This window comes from Mesonia mobilis DSM 19841 (genome assembly GCF_000423405.1).
Classification (GTDB): Bacteria; Bacteroidota; Bacteroidia; order Flavobacteriales; family Flavobacteriaceae; genus Mesonia; species Mesonia mobilis.
The window spans coordinates 12,901-36,120 of record NZ_KE384014.1 but is presented as its reverse complement, the minus strand read 5'-3'; the positions used below and the strand labels follow the sequence as shown (position 1 = coordinate 36,120).

The following is a 23,220-nucleotide window of genomic DNA, read 5'->3' as shown; positions in this document are numbered from 1 at the left end:
TTAAAATATTAATTTATATTTGATGTCAGGTTAAATAAAATTAGCCTGACACTTTTTTATGAAAAACTTCTATTGCTTAGTTTTCGCAGTTATTTCACTAGTAAGCTGTAATCAAAAAGAAAATTCAACTTCAACCATCAAAACTGTTGCAGCGATGAAAGATGTGATGTGGAAAGGCGAATTACAAGGAAAAATAAATTTAGATACGATTTCAGATAAAATGGGATTATTCGGTTTAGGACCAGTAAGCGGATTGACCGGTGAAATTCTAATTAACGACGGAACGGTTTATACTTCAAAAGTAACTTCAGACTCTACGATGATCGTTGAAAAAAACAAGCAAGTTGAAGCTCCTTTTTTTGTCTACGGAAATGTCACGAACTGGCAAGAAATTGCACTCCCAAAAAAAGTTAACGATCTAAACACACTTGAAAAGTTTATTGACGAAACCAAAGCAGATGCCAAAAAACCTTTTATTTTTAAACTGAAAGGAATGGTTGATGCTGCTAAAATTCATATTCAAAATTTAGCTAAAGGCACAAAAGTTTCTTCTCCTAAAGAAGCACATCAAGGTCAGGTAACCTACGATTTAGAAAATGAAGAAGTAGAAATTATTGGTTTCTTTTCTAGAAAGCATCAAGGTATTTTTACGCATCACGATTCTTTTGCGCATATGCATTTAATAACAAGCGATGAAAAGAAAATGGGACATTTAGATGCAGCTCAATTTAATCAACTAAAATTATATATTGAGAAATAAAAAAGCCTCTTGTAATTCACAAAAGGCTTTTTGAATATTTTTATCTTAGAAATTCTTATAAAAAAGAATAACCTAAAGCTAGTGAAAACACACCGTTTTTCGCATCTGTATTTTCGATAGTTTCTGTAAAACCAAAATTGTAACGTGCATCTACACGTAAACCAAAAGGCAAATCTAAACCTGCACCAACGGCAGCAGATATATCGAAACTTTCTGCTTCAACTTGCTCTTCGATCGCTTCAAATTCAGGAAAATCGTCGTTGGCAACAAAACCAAATTGCGGACCTGCTTGCACATTCAACACATCACTAATTAAATAGAATTTAAAAATTACCGGTACATTCACATAATCGATATGATAATCTCCAAAATCTGAATCGCCACCTTGTTGTGAGTATAAAATTTCTGGTTGTATCGCAAAACGATCACTAAATTTAACTCCCACAAAAGCTCCGGCTAATAAGCCTGTTCTACTATCGGAGTCAAAATTCTTAGCATCTTGAAATTGAGAAAAGTTTACCCCGGCTTTTATCCCTACATCAAATTCCTGAGCTTGTGAAATACCAAACATACCCAGCGCCATTACTAATACTAAAAGTTTTTTCATCATTGTTAATTTTTCTTTGTACCAAAAGTAGCTAAGATGCCAACGCTAAAATCTTAGGGAAGTCTTAAATTAAAAGTGATAAATGCTAATTTTTATCTTCTAACATGGGTACAAATCGAAACTCTCCAAATTCTTTCTTTTCAAACTCTTTGGCAGATTTTCTAATAAAAAGCGTCATAATTTGCGGGTCGTCACCTACAGGAATTACTAAACGTCCACCAACTTTTAGTTGTGCCAATAATGGGTTAGGAACAAAAGGTGCTCCGGCGGTAACAATAATTTTATCAAATGGTGCGTAAGTGGGTAAACCTTTATAACCATCGCCAAAATTTAGATATTTTGGTCGGTAACCAATCTGAGTAAGAAAGCGTTTAGTTTTCACATATAATTCTTGTTGCCGCTCAATAGAATAAACTTTTGCGCCTAACTCACACAATACCGCCGTTTGATAACCACTACCGGTTCCAATTTCCAGAATTTTTTCGCCGGGTTGCACTTGTAATAATTCAGACTGAAAAGCAACGGTAAAGGGTTGTGAAATAGTTTGTTCTGCCGCGATCGGGAAAGCCTTATCTTGGTAAGCATGATCTTCAAAAGAGCTATCCATAAATAAATGGCGTGGTATTTTAGCGATAGCAGCTAAAACACCTTCATCACTTACGCCTTTGGCTTTTACTATTTCTACGAGTTGTTTACGTTTTCCTTGATGTCTAAATGTATCTTTCAAAAGTGATTAGGTTTTATAGGCCTGCAAAAATAAAAAATACCAACTTGAAATTGATTTTTTTCAGCTTTCAATAATTAACAATTTAAAAGTTCATTTCATTAATTTGCTTCTATAATTCCTAAAAGAAATAGTATTTTTGTGTAAAACATTTAACAAATATGCTGAAAGTAGGAGTTTTAGGCGCAGGCCATTTAGGTAAAATACATTTGCGTTTATTAAATCAATCTGAAAAATATGAACTCGTAGGTTTTTATGATGCTAATGAAAAATATGCAGAAGAAGTAGCTGAAGAGTTTAATTACAAAAATTTTAAAACCATCGACGCTTTACTACAAGAAGTAGATGTGATCGATATTGTAACTCCTACCCTTTCTCACTACAATACTGCTATAAAAGCGGTTGAAGCAGGCAAACATTTTTTTGTTGAAAAACCCATTACTAATACGATTGAAGAAGCCGAACAAATTACCAAAATGGCAAAGGCCAAAGGTGTAAAAGGTCAAGTTGGTCACGTAGAACGTTTTAATCCGGCTTTTCAGGCAGTGAACGACAAGATCGATCATCCGATGTTTATTGAAGCGCATCGCTTGGCAGAATTCAATCCGCGTGGTACCGATGTTCCTGTGGTTTTAGATCTCATGATCCACGATATCGACGCAATTTTAAGCGTGGTAAAATCGAAAGTGAAGAAAGTAAATGCCAGTGGAGTTTCTGTAATTAGTGATACGCCAGATATTGCCAATGCTCGTATTGAGTTTGAAAATGGTTGTGTGGCTAATCTTACTGCCAGCAGAATTTCACTGAAAAACATGCGCAAATCAAGGTTCTTTCAGCGGGATGCTTATATTTCTGTAGACTTTTTAGAGAAGAAATGTGAAGTGGTAAAAATGAAAGACGCACCGCAACAACCCGATGAATTTGCGATGATTCTTCAAAATGCAGAAGGTGTAAAAAAACAGATCTATTTCGACAATCCTGAAGTAGATGAAAACAACGCCATTTTAGATGAATTAGAAACTTTTGCAGACGCTATCAATAATAACACCACACCAATTGTTACTTTAGAACAAGGTACAGAAGCACTTCGTGTAGCCAAAATGGTGATCGATAGTTTTGATAAATAAAAAATGAACAATCATAAATAAATTGAACATGAAAAATATAGCAGTTATCGGAGCCGGAACGATGGGAAATGGTATCGCACATACATTCGCCCAGTTTGGTTACCAAGTAAATCTAATCGATATTTCTGAAGCAAGTCTAAAAAAAGGAATCGCTACGATCACCAAAAATTTAGATCGTATGCTTGCCAAAGAGAAAATTTCTGAAGAAGATAAACAACAAACCTTAGCCAATATTTCTCAATTCACTTCCTTAGAAGAAGGCGTAAAAAACGCAGATCTTGTGGTGGAAGCTGCTACCGAAAACGAAAAAATTAAACTCGATATTTTTAGAACTTTAGATGAAGTTTGCCCAGAAAATACAATTTTAGCTTCAAATACCAGTTCTATTTCGATTACCAAAATTGCTTCAGTAACTAAAAGACCTAAGCAAGTGATCGGGATGCATTTTATGAATCCGGTACCGATTATGAAATTGGTCGAAATTATTAGAGGTTACAACACCACAGACGAAGTGACCAACACGATTATGGAACTTTCAACTAAACTCAATAAAGTTCCTACCGAGGTAAATGATTACCCAGGTTTTGTGGCTAATCGTATTTTAATGCCAATGATCAACGAAGCTATTGAAACGCTTTACAATGGTGTTGCCGGTGTGCAGGAAATCGACACGGTGATGAAGTTGGGAATGGCGCACCCAATGGGACCTTTACAATTAGCAGATTTTATTGGTTTAGACGTTTGTCACTCAATTTTAGAAGTAATGTACGACGGCTTTAAAAATCCGAAATACGCTCCTTGCCCATTATTAGTAAATATGGTAAGAGCCGGTAAATTAGGTGTGAAATCTGGAGAAGGTTTTTACGACTATTCAGAAAGTAGAAAAGCAGAAAATGTATCTGCACAATTTAAAGCTTAAGCAAATTTATGCCCAACATACTTCCCTTTCGAGCTGTACGACCTACGCGTGATAAAGTGAGTTTAATCGCATCACGCTCTTACCAAAGTTATACACAGGCCGAAAGGGAAGCTCGTTTAGATAACAATCCGTTTTCGTTTTTACATATTGTAAATCCCGGTTATAAATACCATAAAGAAATTTCGGGACCAGAGCGTTTTCAATTGGTTAGAAACCGCTACCAAGAGTTTAAAGAAGACGATATTTTTATTCAAGACCCAAAACCTTACTATTACATTTACCGCATTATTAATCGTGAAGGTGAACAGTTTACAGGCATTATCGCTTCGGCAAGTGTTGAAGATTATAAAAGTGATTGCATTAAACGTCATGAAGACACGATTTCTTTTCGAGAAGAAACCTTTAAGGATTATTTAAAAACGGTCGGTTTTAATGCAGAACCGGTGTTGCTCACCCATCCTGAAAACTCGGTGTTAGCTGAAATTATTTCAGAAATTACAAAAACCCGAGCAGAATTTGAATTCACCACCACTTATCGCGATACGCATTATTTATGGTTATTAGAAGATGAAGCTAAGATTAAAAGCATTCAGCAAGAATTTTCGGCGATGGAATGCTTGTATATTGCCGACGGTCATCATCGTTCGGCTTCTTCATTTTTATTGGGTGAAGAATTAAAAAATCAAAATCCAAAACATACAGGAAAAGAAGCTTATAATTTTTTTATGACGTATATTATTCCTGAAAAAGAATTGCGCATTCACGAGTTTAACCGTTTGGTAACCGATCTTAACGGACTTTCTAAAGAAGAATTTCTTATTCAGTTAGATGCAAAATTCAGAATTGAAAATCGCGGGTTAGAATATTTTCGACCTAAAAAGAAGCATCAATTCAGTATGTATTTAGAAGGTGAATTTTATTCACTTCAGCTTCGAAAATCAGAGTATAATTTTAAAGATGCCACTTCTAAACTCGACGCAAAAATCTTGTACGAGACTATTTTAAATCCTATTTTAGGTATTGAAGATTTACGAAACGATAAGCGCATCGATTATTCTCACGGTAAAAATGGAATGGCTTACGTAAAAGGAAAAGTAGATGAAGGAGCTTTTGAAATTGGTTTCGGGATGTTGCCGGTAAATGTAGAAGAGATGAAGCAAATTGCAGATGAAGGTTTAACCATGCCTCCAAAATCGACCTACATTCAACCCAAATTACGAAGCGGTGTTACGATTTATGAGTTTCAATAATTCAGAAAAAAGAATTCAATAAAAAATGGCTAGCATAAAAGAAAACATCACCAAATATCGAGAAGAACTTCCAGAAGAAGTTTGCTTGGTTGCAGTTTCTAAAACCAAACCTAACGAAGACCTGTTAGCAGCTTACGAAGCAGGACAACGCGTATTTGGTGAAAATAAAATACAGGAAATGACCGATAAACACGAAGCACTTCCTAAAGATATCGAGTGGCATATGATTGGTCACGTGCAAAGCAATAAAGTAAAGTATATGGCATCGTACGTGCATTTGATTCACGCGGTACATAAATTAAAATTGCTGAAAGAAATTAATAAACGAGCTCAAGAACACGATCGTGTGATCGAATGTTTATTGCAAGTGAAGATTGCTGAAGAAGACACCAAATACGGAATGGATGCTGAAGAAGTAGATAAAATTTTAGCTTCAGAAGCTTATCAAGCCATGAAAAACGTAAAAATTGTTGGTTTAATGGGAATGGCGACCTTAACCGACGACGAAAGCCAAATTGATCAAGAATTTGCTTTCTTAAAAAAGAAATATGATGAAGTTGCCGCTCAAAACCCCGATTTTAAAATTTTATCGATGGGAATGAGTGGTGATTATCCTATTGCTGTAAAAAACGGCAGCAATATGGTAAGAATAGGAAGCTCTATTTTTGGAGCCAGAAATTATAATTAGAGGAGATATTTTTTGTACGCAATTGTAGATATAGAAACCACCGGCGGAAAGTATAACGAAGAAGGAGTTACAGAAATTGCCATCTATAAATTTGATGGTCACGAGGTGGTCGATCAATTTATAAGTTTGGTAAATCCTGAACGTCCTATCCAGCCTTTCGTGGTGAATTTAACAGGAATTAATAATGAAATGTTGCGCAACGCACCGAAGTTTTATGAGGTTGCCAAGCGCATTGTAGAAATCACGACCGATTGTACCATTGTTGCCCACAACGCCAAATTTGACTATCGCATTATGCGTTTGGAGTTCAGACGTTTGGGTTACGAATTTCAGCGACAATCTATTTGCACGGTCGAGCTTTCTAAAAAACTAATTCCTAACATGCCTTCGTACAGTTTAGGCAAATTGGTTAAAAATTTAGGCATTCCGCTAACCGATCGTCACCGTGCGAGTGGCGATGCTTTGGCAACGGTAAAACTCTTTAAATTACTACTGCAAAAAGACTCTCAAAAAGAAATTATTAAGCGTTCGGTACGTAGCAACCCGAAAAATAATTTAGATACAAAGCTTATTCAGATTATTGATGAGTTACCTTCTTCGACCGGGGTTTACTATATGCATAATGAAGCGGGCGATGTGATTTATATTGGTAAAAGCAAGAACATTAAAAAACGTATTAATCAGCATTTCACCAATGATAATCATAAATCGAAGAAAATTCAGAAAGAAGTTTATACGGTAACTTATGAAAATACTGGAAATGAATTATTAGCCTTGCTGAAGGAAAATGAAGAAATCAAAAAAAATAAACCGGTTTATAATCGCGCGTTAAAGAAAGACATTTTTAATTATGCTTTGTATCGCTCGAAAGACAAAGACGGGTATATTCAATTTAGAATTGGCAAAGCTTCGCCAGATAAAGAAAACATTACCACGTTTACCAATATTTCTCAGGCCAAAAGCACGATGGAACGTATTGTAACCGAATTTGAACTTTGCCAAAAGCATACCGGTTTGCATAAAACCAGCGGCAGTTGCTTCAACTTCAGTATTAAAGAATGTTATGGCGCTTGTGTAGGAGAAGAATCTGCAGAAGCTTATAATGAACGTGCGCAAAAAGTGATCGATAAATATTCTTATGAAAATAAAAACATGCTTGTGATCGATCGTGGTCGCGATGTCGATGAAAAAAGTGTGATTCTTATTGAAGATGGTAAATTCTGCGGAATGGGTTATTTCAACTTAAATTTTCAGATGAATAATATCGATATGGTGAAAAATATAATCACGCCTATGAAAAACAATCGCGATAGTCAGCATATTATTCAGAGTTACTTGCGCAAGAATAAACCTTATAAAATTGTAGAGTTTTAATTATAATTTTATTTGTAACTAATTTATAATATTTTCGAAATTGTCTTGTTGAAGCTGCCCAAAACACTTCAGCTTGACTAAAAACATAAAACTAAAATTTATTTGAAAACTACCTCTAAAAATAGCTCTTGGCGAGAAAAATTACACGAAGTAATTTATGAAGCAGACACGCCGTCCGGTAAAGCTTTTGATGTAGTTTTACTCATCATCATCTTTTTGAGTATCATTTTTGTTATGCTCGAGAGTGTAAAAGGTCTCGATCCTTGGATTTACGAATATATGTATGTGGCCGAGTGGATCATTACCATTCTTTTTAGCTTAGAATATATTGCTCGCGTAATTTGCATACAAAAACCAACACGCTATATTTTTAGTTTTTACGGTTTAATCGATTTTTTCTCGACCATTCCGTTATATGTTTCTTTTTTATTACCGGGCAGCGGTAGCGCATTAATTACGGTAAGAGCTTTACGTTTGCTTCGTGTTTTCAGAATTTTAAAAGTAAGTAGATACATTGGCGAAGGCGATCGTTTAATGCAAGCATTAAAAGATAGTCGCGCAAAAATTTCAGTTTTTCTATTTGCAGTGCTTATTCTTTGCCTCATTTTCGGGACTGCGATGTATATGATCGAAGGTGCAGAAAGCGGTTTTACCAACATTCCCGTAAGTTTATATTGGTGTATCGTAACGCTTACTACAGTTGGATTTGGAGACATTCACCCCATTACTCCGCTAGGTCAATTTTTAGCTTCGGTAATTATGATCTTAGGTTATGGTGTAATTGCAGTACCAACAGGAATTGTAAGTGCCGAGTATTCTAAAGGAGAAAAAAACAACGAAAAAAGTTCTTCTAACAATACACAATCTTGTTATCATTGTCACGAATCAAAGCATTTAGATGGCGCCGAGTATTGCCATAATTGCGGATATCCTTTAAATCGTGAAAAATAAAACGCTTATTTCTATTGTCGGCCCTACGGCTATAGGCAAAACCTCGACCGGAATTGCCTTGGCCAAACATTACCAAACAGAAATCATTTCTGCAGATTCCCGTCAGTTTTTTAAAGAAATGGAAATTGGTACGGCAGTTCCTTCAAAAGAAGAATTAGCGGCGGCTAAACATCATTTTATTCAGCATATTTCTGTGGAAGAGGAATATTCTGTAGGTGATTTTGAAACTGAAGCAATTGAGAAGTTGAATGAATTATTCAAACAACATAATCAAGTGTTGATGGTTGGTGGCAGCGGTTTGTATGTAAAAGCAGTTTTAGAAGGATTGGATCATTTCCCAAAAGTTGAAGCTTCCGTTAGAGAACAATTAAATCTTCAATTAGAAGAAGATGGAATAGAGAAACTTCAGCAACAATTAAAAGAATTAGATCCTGTTTATGCTGAAAAGGTAGATTTAGAAAATCCGCATCGAGTAATTCGTGCTTTAGAAATTTGTATTGGTAGTGGCAAACCTTATTCTAGTTTTTTAAATAATTCTTCTGCAGAAAGAAACTTCAATACTATAAAAATTGGCTTAACCGCTCCGCGTGAGTTAATTTATGAGCGAATTGAAAAACGTGTCGATCTGATGATCGAACAAGGTTTGTTAGATGAAGTAAAACGTGTTTACGAAAAACGAGATTTGAATGCACTAAATACCGTTGGGTATAAAGAAATCTTCCAATTTTTTAATGGAAATTGGACGCTTGATTTTGCGATTGCTGAAATTAAAAAGAATACCAGACGTTTTGCCAAGCGACAGTTAACCTGGTTTAGAAAAGATGAAGAAATTGAGTGGTTTAATTATGATGTAAAACCACAAGAAATTATAAATTTCATCGATTTCAAAATGTCCCCGAGATAAGTGTTTTACCTCGGGAATATTTTTGAAACTGAAACTTTTAATTACCAATAATTAAGCTTTTGTTTCTTCTTCTTTATTTTTAATTACAAGTCTAAAACCTTCACCGTGAATGTTTAAGATCTCTACGTTTTCGTCTTTCTTTAAGTACTTACGAAGCTTTGCGATATACACATCCATACTTCTTGACGTAAAGTAGTTATCGTCTCTCCATATCTTGGTTAATGCTAATTCACGTGGCATTAAATCGTTCTCATGAAGTGCTAATAAACGTAACAATTCATTTTCTTTTGGAGAAAGTTTGATTGGTTCTTCTTCATTATAAGTTAAGAATCTTAACTTAGAATTTAAATGAAAACCACCAATTTGAAATTCAAATTGCTTACTATCTGCAACGCTATCGGTAGCTTTACGTTGCATAATAGCTTTGATCTTCATTAACAGAACTTCACTATCAAAAGGTTTATTTAAGTAATCGTCTGCCCCAACTTTATATCCTTTTAATACATCTTCTTTCATCGCTTTTGCGGTTAAGAAAATAATTGGCACATCTTCGTTTTTCTCTCTAATTTCTTTAGCTAAGGTAAAGCCATCTTTGTAAGGCATCATTACGTCTAAAATACAAAGATCGTAATCATCTTTTTTAAACTTTTCAAAGCCTTCCATTCCGTTTTTAGCGTGAGTAACCTCGTAGTCGTTCATCGCTAAATAGTCTTTAAGTACGATACCGAAGTTTGGATCGTCTTCTACTAATAAAATTTTCTTGTTTTCAGTTTCCATATATTAAGATATTAGTGGTAATTTAATTATAAAGGTACTTCCTTTTCCTTTTTCACTTTCAACCATCACTTGCCCGTGATGATCGGTAACAATTTGTTTTACATATGCGAGCCCTAAACCGTGACCTTTCACATCGTGAATATCGCCGGTGTGTTCTCGATAAAATTTCTCGAATACTTTTTTCTGTACCGATTTACTCATCCCTTTACCTTGATCTCGAATTTTAAGAATAATGTAGTTTTTTACATTTTCTGTATAAACATCGATCTTAGGTTTACCGGTAGAGTATTTTACGGCATTATCTAAAATGTTTACAATCACGTTTGTAAAGTGAGATTCACTGGCTAAAACCGAAGATTGTAATGCTCCAAAATGAGTTTGCACATAACCCTGACGGTCGTCTACAATTAATTCGATATGACTAATTGCTTCTCCTGTTAACTCGTGAAGATCTACACGGTCTTTTTTAATATTAAGCTCATTTTTCTCGAGCTTCGACATTCTAAGCACATTTTCTACTTGTGCGTGCATACGTCTATTTTCTTCACGAATCATCCCCATATAGCGTCTCACCTTTTCTGGATCACCGGCTATTTTTGGATTTTTAACCGAATCTAATGCTAAATTAATTGTAGCAATCGGCGTTTTAAATTCGTGCGTCATATTATTAATAAAGTCGGTCTTGATCTGCGAGATCTGTCGTTGTTTAATTAACTGTGACAAAGCACTCGAATAAGCAACGATAATAATTAAGGTGAAAACAATACTCAATAACGCCATTAAGGCTATCGAGCTTAATACTTCTTTTTTCTTATCCTTAAAATTGATGTAAAACTCGTAATTGGTATTTTCTGACTCAAAAATAGGAATCCCGTAAGTTCCCGGTGAATCTTTTTTAAAGTCTTCACTTCTTATTTTTGTTGCTAAACCTCCGCTATAGATCGCATATTCGTAATCAGAATCTATATCTCGCGCCATTAATTGCGCTTCAATTAGATCTTTTACAATAACGCTGTCTATACGTTTATAAACAGGTAACTCTGCTGCTTTTTCTTTAATCGCATTAAACAACCAAAGTTTTTCATTTTCTTCTAATCTAGAAATACGCTCAAAACGCTCTTCTGCAGTTAATTTTGCATTTCCGTCTAATTGATCGTTTCTTACAATGCGAGTAACTTTACTTGTAATGATTTTTTTAAAATCTACCGAGTCTTTACCTTCACTTAAAAAATTAGAAGAAAATTTATAATCTTCTTGTAATAGACTATTCGAAAAGTAAAAGGTTTCATTCGTAAGTTCACTTTGCTTGATCTGGAACATTTCACTCAGTCTCGCACTAGACGGCTTGGTAGAATCTGCCTGAACTGCATACTGAACGTAATATTTATCGAGTTCTTGTTGCTCTAACTGCTCTGAAACGTTGATGAGAATTTGCTTGGCGTTGAACGAAAATTGCTCTTCATTAGTCTCGACCGTATTTTTAATCCAGTAGCCCTGAACAAAGATAATCCCTATTAGGGAAAGGCTCATGAGTAGTATGAGAATTAAAAACAATTTTTTATTCATACCGCCAAATGTAAAGCTTTAACATTTACAGATTAAACGGTTTAACCAAATGTTAACATAAGCGTAGATCAAGCATTTACAAGGCTTAAGAGATGTTTATGAAGTGCTGAAACTTTTGTTTTTGTGAGTTCTAAATCATTATTTTCAATTTGAAAATCGGCTAACTTAATTTTATCACTATCAGGCCATTGATTTTTAATTCGGGCTTTTACTTCTTCTTCGCTCGAATTGTCACGCTTCATTACTCGTTTTATTTTTTCTTCTTCAGGAGCGGTAACAATAATCGTGTAGTCGAATCGATGCTGAAGATTTTTTTCAAAAATAATAGCCGCTTCATAAATAATATAAGGCGTGTTTTGTTGAGTTTTCCATTCTTGAAAATAACTGGCAACTCTAGGGTGAATAATTTGGTTGAGTTGCTCTAATAAATCTTTATCGTTAAATACTTTCCCGGCAATAAATTTTCTGTCTGGCAAACCGTTTTCTGCAATAACCTCATCCCCAAAAAGCGCAATTAACTCTTGATGGATTTCTGCAGAAGTTTTCATAAGTTTTTTTGCTTCCGTATCGGATACAAAAATAGCCACTCCTTGTGCTTGAAATAATTTTGCTACGGTAGTTTTACCACTGCCAATACCGCCGGTTAAGCCAACAATCATTATTTTTTAATTACAAATTGAACTTTATTGATATTTAATCTTGTTGAAGTGACATTTTTAGGTTTTTCAACTAATTTCGGAATAAAGAAATTCTGACCTTCTTTTAGGTCTTTATAATCGCAAATCACTCTAAAATTATCTCTAGCTATCGATTTATAATTTTCTAAACTTACCACATAAATCACTACAATTCGCTTAGGAAAGATGCTTAGATTCAACGATTTTGGCGCATTAATAATCTCAATAGGCACTTCTACTCTACCTTCGGTGAACTTTTCAACGTGCTGTGAATAATTGACTGTGGTTCGATAAAAAGTGACTTCATTTTGATTGGTTGTATCGATAGCGACTTTTCCTTTTAAATCATTTTGAACATTTTCTAAACTTAGTTTTTCAGTTTCCACAAAATCTAACGAATCGACCACAGCTGAAGCTCCGCTCACTTTCACAGAATCTGGCTCTAAAATAAGTAACTCATTGCTAGAATAGCCCGGCGCATAGCTTACTTCAACATTAGATTTTATAGGTATTTTTCTTACCTTTTTCTGCACATAAGGTATCGTTAAAGTATCTTCTAGAAAAACAACTTCATTTATATCTATATCTAATTGTTCTTGAAGCTGTGTTTTATGGTCTTCTAACAAGTAAATTAATTCGTTGCCGTTAATGCTTAACTCTTCAAGACTAATTTCAATTTTAGGCTTTATAAAGCTAAACCATGCAATATTAAAACCGTTATCATTCAGCCTAATCGAAAACTCGTCTTCTCTTTTCTTAACGATCTTATCTTTTGGCACTTCAATATAATCTACTTTGATAGCAATAGCTTGCTTGTAGTTTTTACTGAACTGCACTAAGACCCAAATGATCACTGAAAAAAACAGGAAAAAGAAAAAGGCTTTAAAATTGGTTTTTTTAAAGACCGTATTTCTAAGCTTGTGTATAAGGTTTTTCATTAATTAAAAAATAATTCTGGAAATACTTTTTTAGGATCTTTAGATCGTATTCTAATATAGTAGGTAGATTTAAGAAAGCCAAAACCATAGCCTAAAAACTGTGTTAATGTTGCGCGTAGGCTCAAAATGCCGATCAACAGACTTTTATTTTCAATACTTGATCCTATAAAAATAAGTAATAGGTAAAAAGCATAAACCGTTACGCCTACATAAATTTGAAAAAACACCAAGGCTAAACTTACAACTAAACCTAAACTAAATAGACTAGGAAGCCAAAAAACTACACTTGAAGTTTCAGGATGCCAAGCGTTTAAAATTGGCCGTACCTTACCAAATTTATTTACCTGCACATAAAATTTTTGCCAATCTATACGACGTTTGTGATATACATAGGCCTCTTTTATAAAACCGATTTGGTAACCTGCTTTTTTAATTCTTATTGAAAGATCTGGATCTTCGCCGGGATGAATTTTACCAAAGCCCTTAGTTTTCTGAAAAGCTTTTTTTGAAATACCCATATTAAAACTTCTGGGTTCGTACGATTTTACAGATTTCTCTTTACCTCGAATTCCGCCGGTCGTCAGAAAAGACGTCATCGTAAAATTAATAGCCTTTTGTATAGCCGAAAAATTCTCTTCAGCAGCATCTGGACCGCCAAAACAATCTACTTGATTTTGATCTAAGTATGCATCTACAGCCACTAAATAATGAGGAGGCATCACCACATCGCTATCTAAAATTAGAAAAAAAGATCCGTTTGCGCTTTGCATTCCGTAATTTCGAGAATCTCCCGGACCGGTATTTTGCTTTTTTAAATATAGAATATTGAGTTTTGAAGCATATTCTGAAATCACTTCTTCTGAAGAAATGGTCGACCCGTCTTCTACTATCACGATTTCATAAGTAGAACTGACCTGCATCACCAAAAAACTTTCCAATAGTTCTTTGATCTCATTTGGTCGATTATACACTGGAACAATAAAGGAATACTTTACATTCATTTTGCTAAAATACACAAAGAAAAAAACCCGAAGCCAATGCTTCGGGTTGGATTGTAAAAATATATAAAATTTTAGTTTTTGATCAATTTAAAAGTCTTTTCTTGGTCTTCTATATAAACCTTCATTAAATAAATTCCTGCGGAAGTAAACGATACATCCAACTGATGCGTTAAGCTCCCGATAGTATTGCTATAAATCTTTTTACCGGTAATGTTATAAATTTCAACACGATCAATACGACTATTCGCCTCTAAATTTAATGTTGAATTTACCGGATTAGGGTAATATTGAAAGTTATTGAAAAGGTGATTTTGGGTTGATAAATTAGCTGTACTAAACACCTCGGACTCTGAAATATCACTTACACTTTCAGAACATATTGAATACACATAAACCTCATAAGTACCCGCTTCTAAACCTGTTAACGTTTCACCCAAAACACCATCATTATCAACTACCTCGGTCCCATCTGTTTCCGGATTAAAGCCCAGTGTTCCATAGACAATAATCCACTCTGTAGCTTCTCCGTTTTCAACCCAATTAATTTCTGCAGAGCTTTCAGTAATATCAGCTATAGAAACATTGGTAGGATCTGCGCAAATTTGCGTTTGTGTTATAAAGTTTACAGGACCTATTAATTCACTTTCATTTTGTTCACAAATAGATTTTATATAAACACCGTAGGTTGAACTCGATACTAAATTTGGTAAAGTGACTTGTGGATCATTTTCAACAACAATCATCTCACCTTCGGTTTCTGGATCGAAACCAATCAACCCATAATAAACTTCCCATTGATTAGCTTCACCATTTTCTGACCAAGAAAGTGAAGCCGAATTAGATTCAATATTCTGAATAATTATGGCCGATGGCTCTGCACAAGGTGGCGGACCTAGAGTAGAAATTTCTAATTCGAAAGCGCCCTCAAGAGCATTATTTGTTCCGCTATTTACACCTATATTAATGAAGTAATTTTCTCCTTCCTGAGAATTAAAAACAATTTGCTGAATGCTTTCTTCTGTATCAACGCTTTCTACACAAGATAAGTTATTACAAGAACCTGAGTACAAACCTATTTCAGAATTCCAATCGGTAGTTTCTTCAACAGTTATCGTAATTGGATAACCATCTCCAACAAAACTATACCAAACTCCATCATTCATTCCTAAACCACCACAAACAGTAATAAACCCATTATTATTAGTAGCCCCATTAGCATTCATTTCAGTTGAAAAAGGCATAGAATCTATAAATTCTGCTGATGAACAGGCATCATTTTCTGGTATTTCTGCCAAAGTTGTAAAAGTTACCGGACCTATAACTTCACTATAAGTATCGGTGTTCTCACAGTAAGACTGTACAAAAACATCGTAAGTTGTTTCAGGAGAAAATACATTTAAAGTTTCATTTGAAACTCCATCATTATCTATATAAGTGAAGCCTTCACTTTCTATATCGAAATTAGTAGGTCCGTAAATAATTTTCCATTCTGTGGAACTTCCGTTTTCTTCCCAAATTAATTGCGCTGATGTCTGAGAAATTTCTGAAACTACTAATTCTGAAGCATCAGAACAGGGTAAAAATCCTGTAGTGAAACTATATTCTGTACAACCGGAAGCATTCCCTAAACTATTAAAAGGTATTATTCTAACATAGTATGTAGTCCCCTCTTCTAATTGGCCTGCGTCGTATGATGTTACACCACCAGAAACAACAGCCTGATTAACTACATCTGTAGCTCCCGGACTTGTGCCCATTGAAAAACGATAAGCTACCGTGCCGCCTGTAGCAACACTCCAAGAAATTTCACCGTCCAAAGGAGCGTCTGCTTCTCCGTTTTGAGGAGAAGTTAAACTAGCATCACAGTTAGGAACAGAAAATACAATTTGATTTAAAATGATATTATCTATGTAAATAAAATAATCTCCTTGTTGCCAGTTTCCTCTAAATCGAAGTTGAAAATCTGAACCTGAAGGAACATTTTCTCCAGGAATAACCGCATTAATTGTTTGGCAAGAATTACTCGGTGTATGATTAGTATCGTTGATTATTAAAACTTCGTTCCAACTATCTCCGCCATTAATTGTATATTCTACTGTTAGAGATCCCCAACCGGGTGATGTAGCTACCGGAGTACCAAAAGTAAAATAATCTACAATTTTATACTGAAATTGAAAAGATAGAGATGTTCCGCTCGATAAACTACCTATTAACGGAGTTGTAAGTACTCCTTCTGTACTATTTTCATGCAGATTATCTCTTACACTTCTACCAGAGCAGGAATTACTACCTGTACTAAAATAAGAGTTGTTAGTTGACCAGCCAACCGGAAGATTATTATCTGATGTATTATCAAAACTTTCACTCAAACTTATTTGTGCAAAGCCTGAAAGATGAAAATATATAAAAAGAATTAGCAGGGTAGTTTTTCTCATAAATTACACACACATTATATTCGAATTTTAAAAATAGTCTTTTCATCGAACAAAATTTAATTTAATCGAAAAAAAATGCCTCAAAATTATTTTTGAGGCATTTCTTAATTAATATGTTATTATTATTATTCTTTAATGAAACGGATTGTTTTAGACTGATTATTAATATTTACAACCACTACATAACTTCCAGACTCTAAATTAGATAAATTTAAATCTGCGCTTAATGTATTGTATTTTTGAGTAAATACCTTTTTCCCTAATAAATCGTAAACAGTTACAGTTTCAATAGAAGATTTAGTTGCTTCTAAGTGTAAGTTAGTTTTAACAGGATTAGGATAATAGTTGAATCCTATAAAGTTACTGTTAGATACAGAAAGAGTTTCAGTAATTTCAAAATCATCGATAAAGAAATCATAATCTTCGTCATCATTAACCTCTCCATCTGTTGCCCAAAAAGCAAACTTAACCGTTCCTGAATAAGAACTAAGATCTATTGTTTGAGATGTTGCCTCTGCTCCAGGAGCATTATCCGTATTATAAGTCATTAAATTTTGCCAAGTTACACCATTATCTTCTGAAATTAATAACTGAACTTCATCATCAGATCCCATATTTGAAGGATCAGAATTTGTATACACACTTGTTGCTACTTGATAGGTTAATTCATAAGTATTTCCACTCAAGTCAAAAGAAGGAGATATTAACCATTCTTCCCTTCCGGTTGTATATAAATTTATAGTTGCAGCCATGTTAGTGCCTGTATTTAAAAATTCATCATCAAACCAACTACCCGTACCAAATTCTGACGGCCCTTCGCTTGGCAACCCGCTACCTGCTTCTTCCCAACAAGCTGGAAGAAACTCATCAAAACTTTCTAAATAATATGGGATATAAATATCACAATCAGTAGTAAACGTAGCAGAGTCTGACCATTGACTTAAATCATCTTCCGCACATATAGCTCTTACATAAACTTCATATTCTGCATTAGAGTTTAAATTTTCTAATAAATAGTCTAATTCTCCATCGTTATCAATAACAGAAATTCCTTCAGTTTCAGGATCAAAACCAATTTCACCGTATAAAATTTCCCATTCTGACTCTTCTCCATTAGATACCCAAGTAAGCTCTGCAGTATTTGAAGTGATATTTTCTACAATTACTTCTGTAGGTTCTAAACATGATAAGATATAAACATCAAAATCAAATGGTACTTCACTTGCTGTATCGCAAGAACCACTTACATCTGAATCTAAAGTCATAAATATATAACCTGATAAAGCATCAAATGATAAACCTTCTAGTTCATAACCATCTTCATCTGAATTGAAAAGTACTTCACCTGTATCATCCTGTCCATCATAAATTATTAAGTCGTCATATGTAAATGTGTTTCCTGTCCACCAATCATAAAATTCTTCCAATGTACCAGCATTAAAACTAATTTGAAGTGTTTCTCCGTTTTCAGCTTCAAAGAGCCACTGATTGAATTCATTGTCAGTATAACAATAAGTTTCATTCATAACTGGATTTTCAGATGTTACAATTACTGGTTCAGGTAAAGTAGTAAAACTTACAGGCCCTACTAATTCGCTTTCACTATCATCTCCACAAACTGCTCTCAAATACACTTCATAAGTAGTATTATCAGAGAGTTCTGAAATTGTCTCTCCTATAATTCCATCAGAATCACTTACTAATATTCCATCAGTTTCTGTATCAAAACCTTCTTCTCCATAAAGTATTTCCCATTCTGTTTCACTACCTCCAGCTACCCAAGTAACATCTGCGGAAGATGTAGTAAAACCTCCAATACTAAGTTCCATAGGGACTGGACACTGGATTGTTTGTATACAAACATCAAATGAAGTTTGCGCAGAATTGTTAGCAGAATAACCATAAACTCTTAATAAATAAGTGTTACCAATAGTCATATCTTCTAGAGTCAAGGTATTAGGATCAGAATCATCAACTAATGTCAACATATCACAACCTTCTGTTGCGTCGTATACTGCCATTCCCATATCTGTAGAAGCTCCTGCTTGTATCACAATATTGTCTAATGATATAATGTGAGATGGTGCTGTTGCTGTAAAACTAAACCATACATCGTTGTTTGGAGTTCCAGTAATATCATCTTCCTGAGATGAAGCTGTTGCTCCAACATTTGTAGCTGAATTAACAACTGTACATTCTAAACCTTCATTAAGTTGAAGCTCAATTGCATTGTCACAATCATCATTTTCAGGACGAGTACTAAAAGTTGCAAAACTCCACAAACTAGCATCATCATCACTACAAATCGCTCTTACATAAACATCATAAAGTGCTGCTGTTTCAAGACTATCTAAGTTTAAACTTGGAATACCATTATCTACAGTTACAGAAGTTCCTTCTGTGTCAGTGTCGAAACCTGCAAGACCATATAAAACTTCCCATTCAGTTTCGTCACCTGTAGCAACCCAAGTAAGATCTGCTGTAGAAGTAGTAATATTCTCTGCCATAAATTCTTGTGGTTGAGAACAAGGCACAACAGTTACATCAAAATCTAAAGTTTCTTCATCTCCTGAATCACAACTAATAGAGTCATTAGATTCTAAAGTTATATAAATGAATCCTGAATAGGCATTAAATGATAATCCTTGTAAATCGCCTTCATCTTCATCTGAATCAAAAAGTACTTCTCCGCTGTCATCTTGACCATCATAAATTACAATATCGTCATTTGTACTAAAAAAATATCCAAAATATAAGTACTCTTCTACAGATCCAGAATTAAAATTAATGTTTAATACTTCACCATTTTCAGATTCAAATAACCATTCTTTGAAATCATTATCACCATAACAATATGTTTCATTTTCTACCGGTGATTCTTGTGAAACAATAACAGATTCAATGAGAGTTGAAAAAGTTATCGCATTCGACCAGGCACTATTGTCACTATCGCTGCAAATTGCTCTCACATAAAAATCATATTCTTCATCTGCACCTAAATTAGTTATTTCTGCTTGCGCTTCATCTACTTCTATAGATGTACCTTCGGTTTCAACATCAAAATCAGGTTCTCCATATATAACTTCCCAAGCACTCTCGGTCGATCCAGGCATCCAAGTTAATTCTACAGAGTTTGAAGTGATTTCAATTATTTCGATATCTGTCGGTACAAGACAAGTTGGTGGTGTTTCAGAATAAATAGTAGGAGAATCAAAACAAAATCCGTACTCCCAACCTGTAGTATTCGGAGCCTGTCCATTATCATCGTATCTAATTCTATACTTAAAGTTTTCTAACTGATTTGCAGTAAAGTTAGCAACATTTAATGGTGCAATATCAATAGCTGTTTTCTCTGCAGAACAGTAATTATTTGTATTAGGACCACCAGATCCTTCTGTACCTATAATTGGTTCAGACCAACTCTCCCAGTTTTGATTATCTTCGTCCCAATAGTCTAGAATTAACAAATCACCTTGATCGTTTTCTATAGCAGCTACTATACGATAAAAATAATCTGCTGAAAAATTTATAAATGTTTCACCGCCTTCATAAGCATCAGTTAAGTTGATTACTGGAGACTCTGCAGCAATTTCATCATCACTACCACTACCAGCATCATTATCGTCGAATGCGAAATTAGCATCCAATGTTGGGTTAGCTTCAAAGGAGTCTGAATCGTTTGAATAAGATCCAGTAATAATCCAATTTTCATTTGGCCAATTGGCATTTTCATTTAAAATTTGAGCGTCTACATTCATGCTAACTAAGCATAAAATAAGAATGTAAAAACTCATAGTAATTTTCTTCATGAAGGAATAATTTTTTAAGTTCTCAGCGAATTTAACCAAAATAAAATTCTTAAAAATTAAATAATATTGTTTTTTTTTTGTTAAAAAAGCAAAAAAAATCGCCGAAAGGCGATTTTTAATATATTAAGACGTTAAAAATATTCGTTTTTACTCTTCAATAAAACGATCCATTACTTTTTTACTTACTCCCATATTTGAGAAACCACCGTCGTGAAATAAGTTTTGTAAAGTTACTTTTTTAGTAAGATCTGAAAATAAGGTAAGCGTGTAATCTGCACATTCATCGGCAGTGGCGTTTCCTAAGGCAGACATTTCATCGGCATATTTAATAAAACCATCAAAACCTTTCACTCCTTGTCCTGCAGTTGTTGGCGTTGGGGATTGTGAAATTGTATTTACTCTTACTTTTTTCTCGGTTCCGAAGAAATAACCAAAACTACGTGCAATAGATTCTAAGTATGCTTTATTATCGGCCATATCATTATAATCTGGGAACACACGTTGCGCAGCCATATAGGTTAAAGCTACTATACTTCCCCACTCGTTCATCGCATCTTGCTTGTACAATGTTTGCATAGTTTTATGAAAAGAAACTGCAGAAACATCCCAACCTTTTTGCGTCCAATCGTAATTTTGATCGGTGTAATGTTTACCTTTTCTAACGTTCACAGACATCCCGATCGAGTGAAGTACGAAATCTAATTTACCTCCTAAAATCTCTTGTGCTTTTACAACTAAATTTTCAAGATCTTCAATTTTTGTAGCATCTGCAGGAATAATTTCAGAACCGGTTTTTTCTGCTAATTCATTAATAGCTCCCATTCGCATAGCTACCGGCGCATTAGTTAATACGAAAGTACCTCCTTGTTCGTGTACTTTTTCTGCGGTTTTCCAAGCGATAGAATTTTCATCTAAAGCTCCGAAAATAATTCCTCTTTTTCCTTTTAATAAATTATATGACATGGTTACGTTTTTATTTGTCTTTAAGGGCATAAATATAAGAAAACAAACTTAGTTGAGTAATTCTTTTGCGTGGGCAATAGCCGAAGCAGATTTTTCTTTACCACCAAGCATTTCTGCCAATTCTTCTATACGCTCATTTTTAGATAAAACCGAAATATTTGTCTTGGTGATCTCGTTTTCGGTTTGCTTATACACTTTAAAATGATAATTTCCTTTTGCGGCAATCTGCGGTAAATGTGTAATCGATATTACTTGCATCTCCTGCCCCATATCGCTCATAATTACTGCCATTTTTTGGGCAATATCACCAGAAACTCCAGTATCGATCTCGTCAAAAATAATCGTAGGCAGTTTACTGTAATTCGCTAAAATACTTTTTATGGCTAAGGTAATTCTAGATAATTCTCCCCCGGATGCTGCTTTTTTAATATCGTTAAAATTTGCGCCTTTATTGGCGGCTAACTTCCACTCGATCGTATCTAAACCTTTTGGAGTAAAATTTGAAGTATGCGCTAATGCTACTTTTAACTTTGCATCGGGCATTCCTACTTGAGTAAGAATTTTCTCAACTGAAGTTTGAAACTGCGGAATTACCTTTTTACGATTCTCATAAATTTTTTTGGCTATCTTTTGAGTCGCGGTTTTTGCTTTTGCAATACGATCGTTTAATGCTGAAATTTCTTCTTCAGCATTTTCTGAAGTCGCCACTTTTTGCGCTAATTCTTCTTGCAACTGAAGCAATTCTTCTACCGAATCGATATGATGCTTTTTCTGTAAACTATATAATTGCTGAAGTTTATCGTTTACAAAACTTAAGGTTTCAGGATCGGCTTCTACTTTATTTTCTAAGCGTTCAATTTCTACCGACATATCTTCTACCTCGATCAAAACACTTTCAATACGTTCAGAAAGTGACTTGTATTGATCACCATAATTCTCTAGAGCGTTCAATCTATTTTTCACCTCTTGCAAGATCGAAATTCCGCCAATATCTTCTTGTTGTAAATGATGCAAAGCTGCTGAAAGGTTTTCTTTTAACTCTTCAACATTATTCAGTTCTTGGTATTGCGCTTCCAGCTCTTCTTGCATTCCTTCTTTCAGCTCTACTTCTTTTAATTCATTCAGCAAAAACAAATTATAATTGTAAGTAGCAGAAGCTTCTTTTTGAGCTTCGTTTAATTCTTTTAATTGCTGAAGTAATTTCTGATAGCTTTTATAGGAAGCTTGATAGTTTTGAAGTTCATCTTTATTACCGGCCAACGCATCGATTACCTGAAACTGATAATCTGCATCGCCAATAAACAAAGTATCGTGCTGACTATGAATATCGACCAAACGATTACCCAACACGGCTAACTTTTGAAGTGTTGCCGGAGTATCGTTTATAAAAGCTCTAGATTTACCCGATGGTAAAATCTCTCGCCGAATAATGGTTTGCGGTTCATAATCGAGGTCGTGCTCTTCAAAAACAGCATGAAGATCGTAGGCGTCAATTTGAAAAGCACCTTCAACAACGCATTTTTTTTCAGGATTTCTAATCGCACTTAAATCGGCACGTTTACCTAATAAAAGCGACAAAGCTCCTAATAAAATAGATTTTCCGGCACCGGTTTCTCCGGTAATTATGGTAAATTGATCTTGAAGTTGAAGATGAGCATCTTCAATTAAAGCAAAATTCTTTATAGAAAGTGATGTAAGCAATTCTCTTAACTATTTTTAGGTAAATATACGAGGGAATTTTTGCTTATTG

The 23,220-nt window shown here is 34.5% G+C and carries 19 protein-coding genes; 8 read left to right on the top strand and 11 right to left on the bottom strand.

The genetic code is table 11. From position 1 onward, the window contains the following. The first annotated feature begins 58 nt into the window (after window positions 1–58). Window positions 59–760, top strand: a complete 702-nt coding sequence (locus G551_RS0114615; RefSeq protein WP_027886254.1) for an acetolactate decarboxylase — start codon at window positions 59–61, stop codon at window positions 758–760. Between the two features lie 55 nt (window positions 761–815). On the opposite strand, the gene G551_RS0114610 is transcribed toward G551_RS0114615, so the two are convergent. Together G551_RS0114610 and G551_RS0114605 are read right to left on the bottom strand one after the other, a co-directional pair. Continuing rightward, entirely contained in the window at window positions 816–1,367 is a 552-nt protein-coding gene (locus tag G551_RS0114610; protein ID WP_027886253.1) for a porin family protein, read from the bottom strand. An 85-nt stretch (window positions 1,368–1,452) separates the two neighbouring features. Then, window positions 1,453–2,094 (bottom strand): protein-L-isoaspartate(D-aspartate) O-methyltransferase, encoded by a 642-nt coding sequence (locus G551_RS0114605; RefSeq protein ID WP_027886252.1) that lies wholly within the window; start codon window positions 2,092–2,094, stop codon window positions 1,453–1,455. A 158-nt stretch (window positions 2,095–2,252) separates the two neighbouring features. Between G551_RS0114605 and G551_RS0114600 the strand changes: the two genes are divergently transcribed. The 7 genes from G551_RS0114600 (at window position 2,253) to miaA (ending at window position 9,304) form a co-directional block, all read left to right on the top strand. Continuing rightward, window positions 2,253–3,218: a Gfo/Idh/MocA family protein gene (locus G551_RS0114600; protein ID WP_027886251.1), complete on the top strand. Its 966-nt coding sequence runs from the start codon at window positions 2,253–2,255 to the stop codon at window positions 3,216–3,218. 28 nt (window positions 3,219–3,246) lie between these two features. Beyond that, entirely contained in the window at window positions 3,247–4,137 is an 891-nt protein-coding gene (locus G551_RS0114595) for a 3-hydroxyacyl-CoA dehydrogenase family protein (RefSeq protein WP_027886250.1), read from the top strand. 8 nt (window positions 4,138–4,145) lie between these two features. Beyond that, window positions 4,146–5,387, top strand: coding sequence for a DUF1015 domain-containing protein (locus tag G551_RS0114590; RefSeq protein ID WP_027886249.1), 1,242 nt, complete (start codon window positions 4,146–4,148; stop codon window positions 5,385–5,387). 25 nt (window positions 5,388–5,412) lie between these two features. Then, window positions 5,413–6,075 carry a YggS family pyridoxal phosphate-dependent enzyme gene (locus G551_RS0114585; RefSeq protein ID WP_027886248.1) on the top strand — a complete coding sequence of 221 codons (663 nt, stop codon included), beginning with the start codon at window positions 5,413–5,415 and terminating at the stop codon, window positions 6,073–6,075. A gap of 12 nt (window positions 6,076–6,087) precedes the next feature. Continuing rightward, window positions 6,088–7,449 (top strand): exonuclease domain-containing protein, encoded by a 1,362-nt coding sequence (locus tag G551_RS0114580; RefSeq protein WP_027886247.1) that lies wholly within the window; start codon window positions 6,088–6,090, stop codon window positions 7,447–7,449. A 102-nt stretch (window positions 7,450–7,551) separates the two neighbouring features. After that, the gene (locus tag G551_RS0114575; RefSeq protein ID WP_027886246.1) at window positions 7,552–8,400 is read left to right on the top strand and encodes an ion transporter; all 849 of its coding nucleotides are present in this window, start codon (window positions 7,552–7,554) and stop codon (window positions 8,398–8,400) included. Further along, window positions 8,390–9,304, top strand: a complete 915-nt coding sequence (gene miaA / locus G551_RS0114570) for a tRNA (adenosine(37)-N6)-dimethylallyltransferase MiaA (protein WP_027886245.1) — start codon at window positions 8,390–8,392, stop codon at window positions 9,302–9,304. Before G551_RS0114575 ends, miaA begins: the two co-directional genes overlap by 11 nt. A gap of 51 nt (window positions 9,305–9,355) precedes the next feature. On the opposite strand, the gene G551_RS0114565 is transcribed toward miaA, so the two are convergent. From G551_RS0114565 to recN, 9 genes are all read right to left on the bottom strand, one after another. Then, complete coding sequence (locus G551_RS0114565) at window positions 9,356–10,081, bottom strand: response regulator transcription factor (protein ID WP_027886244.1); 726 nt, start codon at window positions 10,079–10,081, stop codon at window positions 9,356–9,358. A gap of 3 nt (window positions 10,082–10,084) precedes the next feature. Beyond that, on the bottom strand, window positions 10,085–11,647 hold the full coding sequence (locus G551_RS0114560; protein ID WP_027886243.1) for a sensor histidine kinase: 1,563 nt from the start codon (window positions 11,645–11,647) through the stop codon (window positions 10,085–10,087). A gap of 68 nt (window positions 11,648–11,715) precedes the next feature. Next, the gene (gene coaE / locus G551_RS0114555) at window positions 11,716–12,306 is read right to left on the bottom strand and encodes a dephospho-CoA kinase (RefSeq protein WP_308426757.1); all 591 of its coding nucleotides are present in this window, start codon (window positions 12,304–12,306) and stop codon (window positions 11,716–11,718) included. Then, window positions 12,306–13,262, bottom strand: a complete 957-nt coding sequence (locus G551_RS0114550; RefSeq protein WP_051191426.1) for a CdaR family protein — start codon at window positions 13,260–13,262, stop codon at window positions 12,306–12,308. The genes coaE and G551_RS0114550 overlap by 1 nt, the downstream gene beginning before the upstream one ends. Beyond that, window positions 13,262–14,263, bottom strand: a complete 1,002-nt coding sequence (locus G551_RS0114545) for a glycosyltransferase (RefSeq protein ID WP_027886240.1) — start codon at window positions 14,261–14,263, stop codon at window positions 13,262–13,264. The genes G551_RS0114550 and G551_RS0114545 overlap by 1 nt, the downstream gene beginning before the upstream one ends. Window positions 14,264–14,334: 71 nt before the next feature. Continuing rightward, window positions 14,335–16,698, bottom strand: coding sequence for a T9SS type A sorting domain-containing protein (locus G551_RS0114540; protein WP_084626431.1), 2,364 nt, complete (start codon window positions 16,696–16,698; stop codon window positions 14,335–14,337). Window positions 16,699–16,823: 125 nt separating this feature from the next. Then, the gene (locus G551_RS0114535; RefSeq protein WP_084626430.1) at window positions 16,824–20,507 is read right to left on the bottom strand and encodes a fibronectin type III domain-containing protein; all 3,684 of its coding nucleotides are present in this window, start codon (window positions 20,505–20,507) and stop codon (window positions 16,824–16,826) included. A 147-nt stretch (window positions 20,508–20,654) separates the two neighbouring features. Then, window positions 20,655–21,470 carry an enoyl-ACP reductase FabI gene (locus G551_RS0114530; protein ID WP_027886237.1) on the bottom strand — a complete coding sequence of 272 codons (816 nt, stop codon included), beginning with the start codon at window positions 21,468–21,470 and terminating at the stop codon, window positions 20,655–20,657. Window positions 21,471–21,518: 48 nt separating this feature from the next. Continuing rightward, complete coding sequence (gene recN / locus G551_RS0114525; protein WP_027886236.1) at window positions 21,519–23,171, bottom strand: DNA repair protein RecN; 1,653 nt, start codon at window positions 23,169–23,171, stop codon at window positions 21,519–21,521. Window positions 23,172–23,220 lie beyond the last annotated feature (49 nt).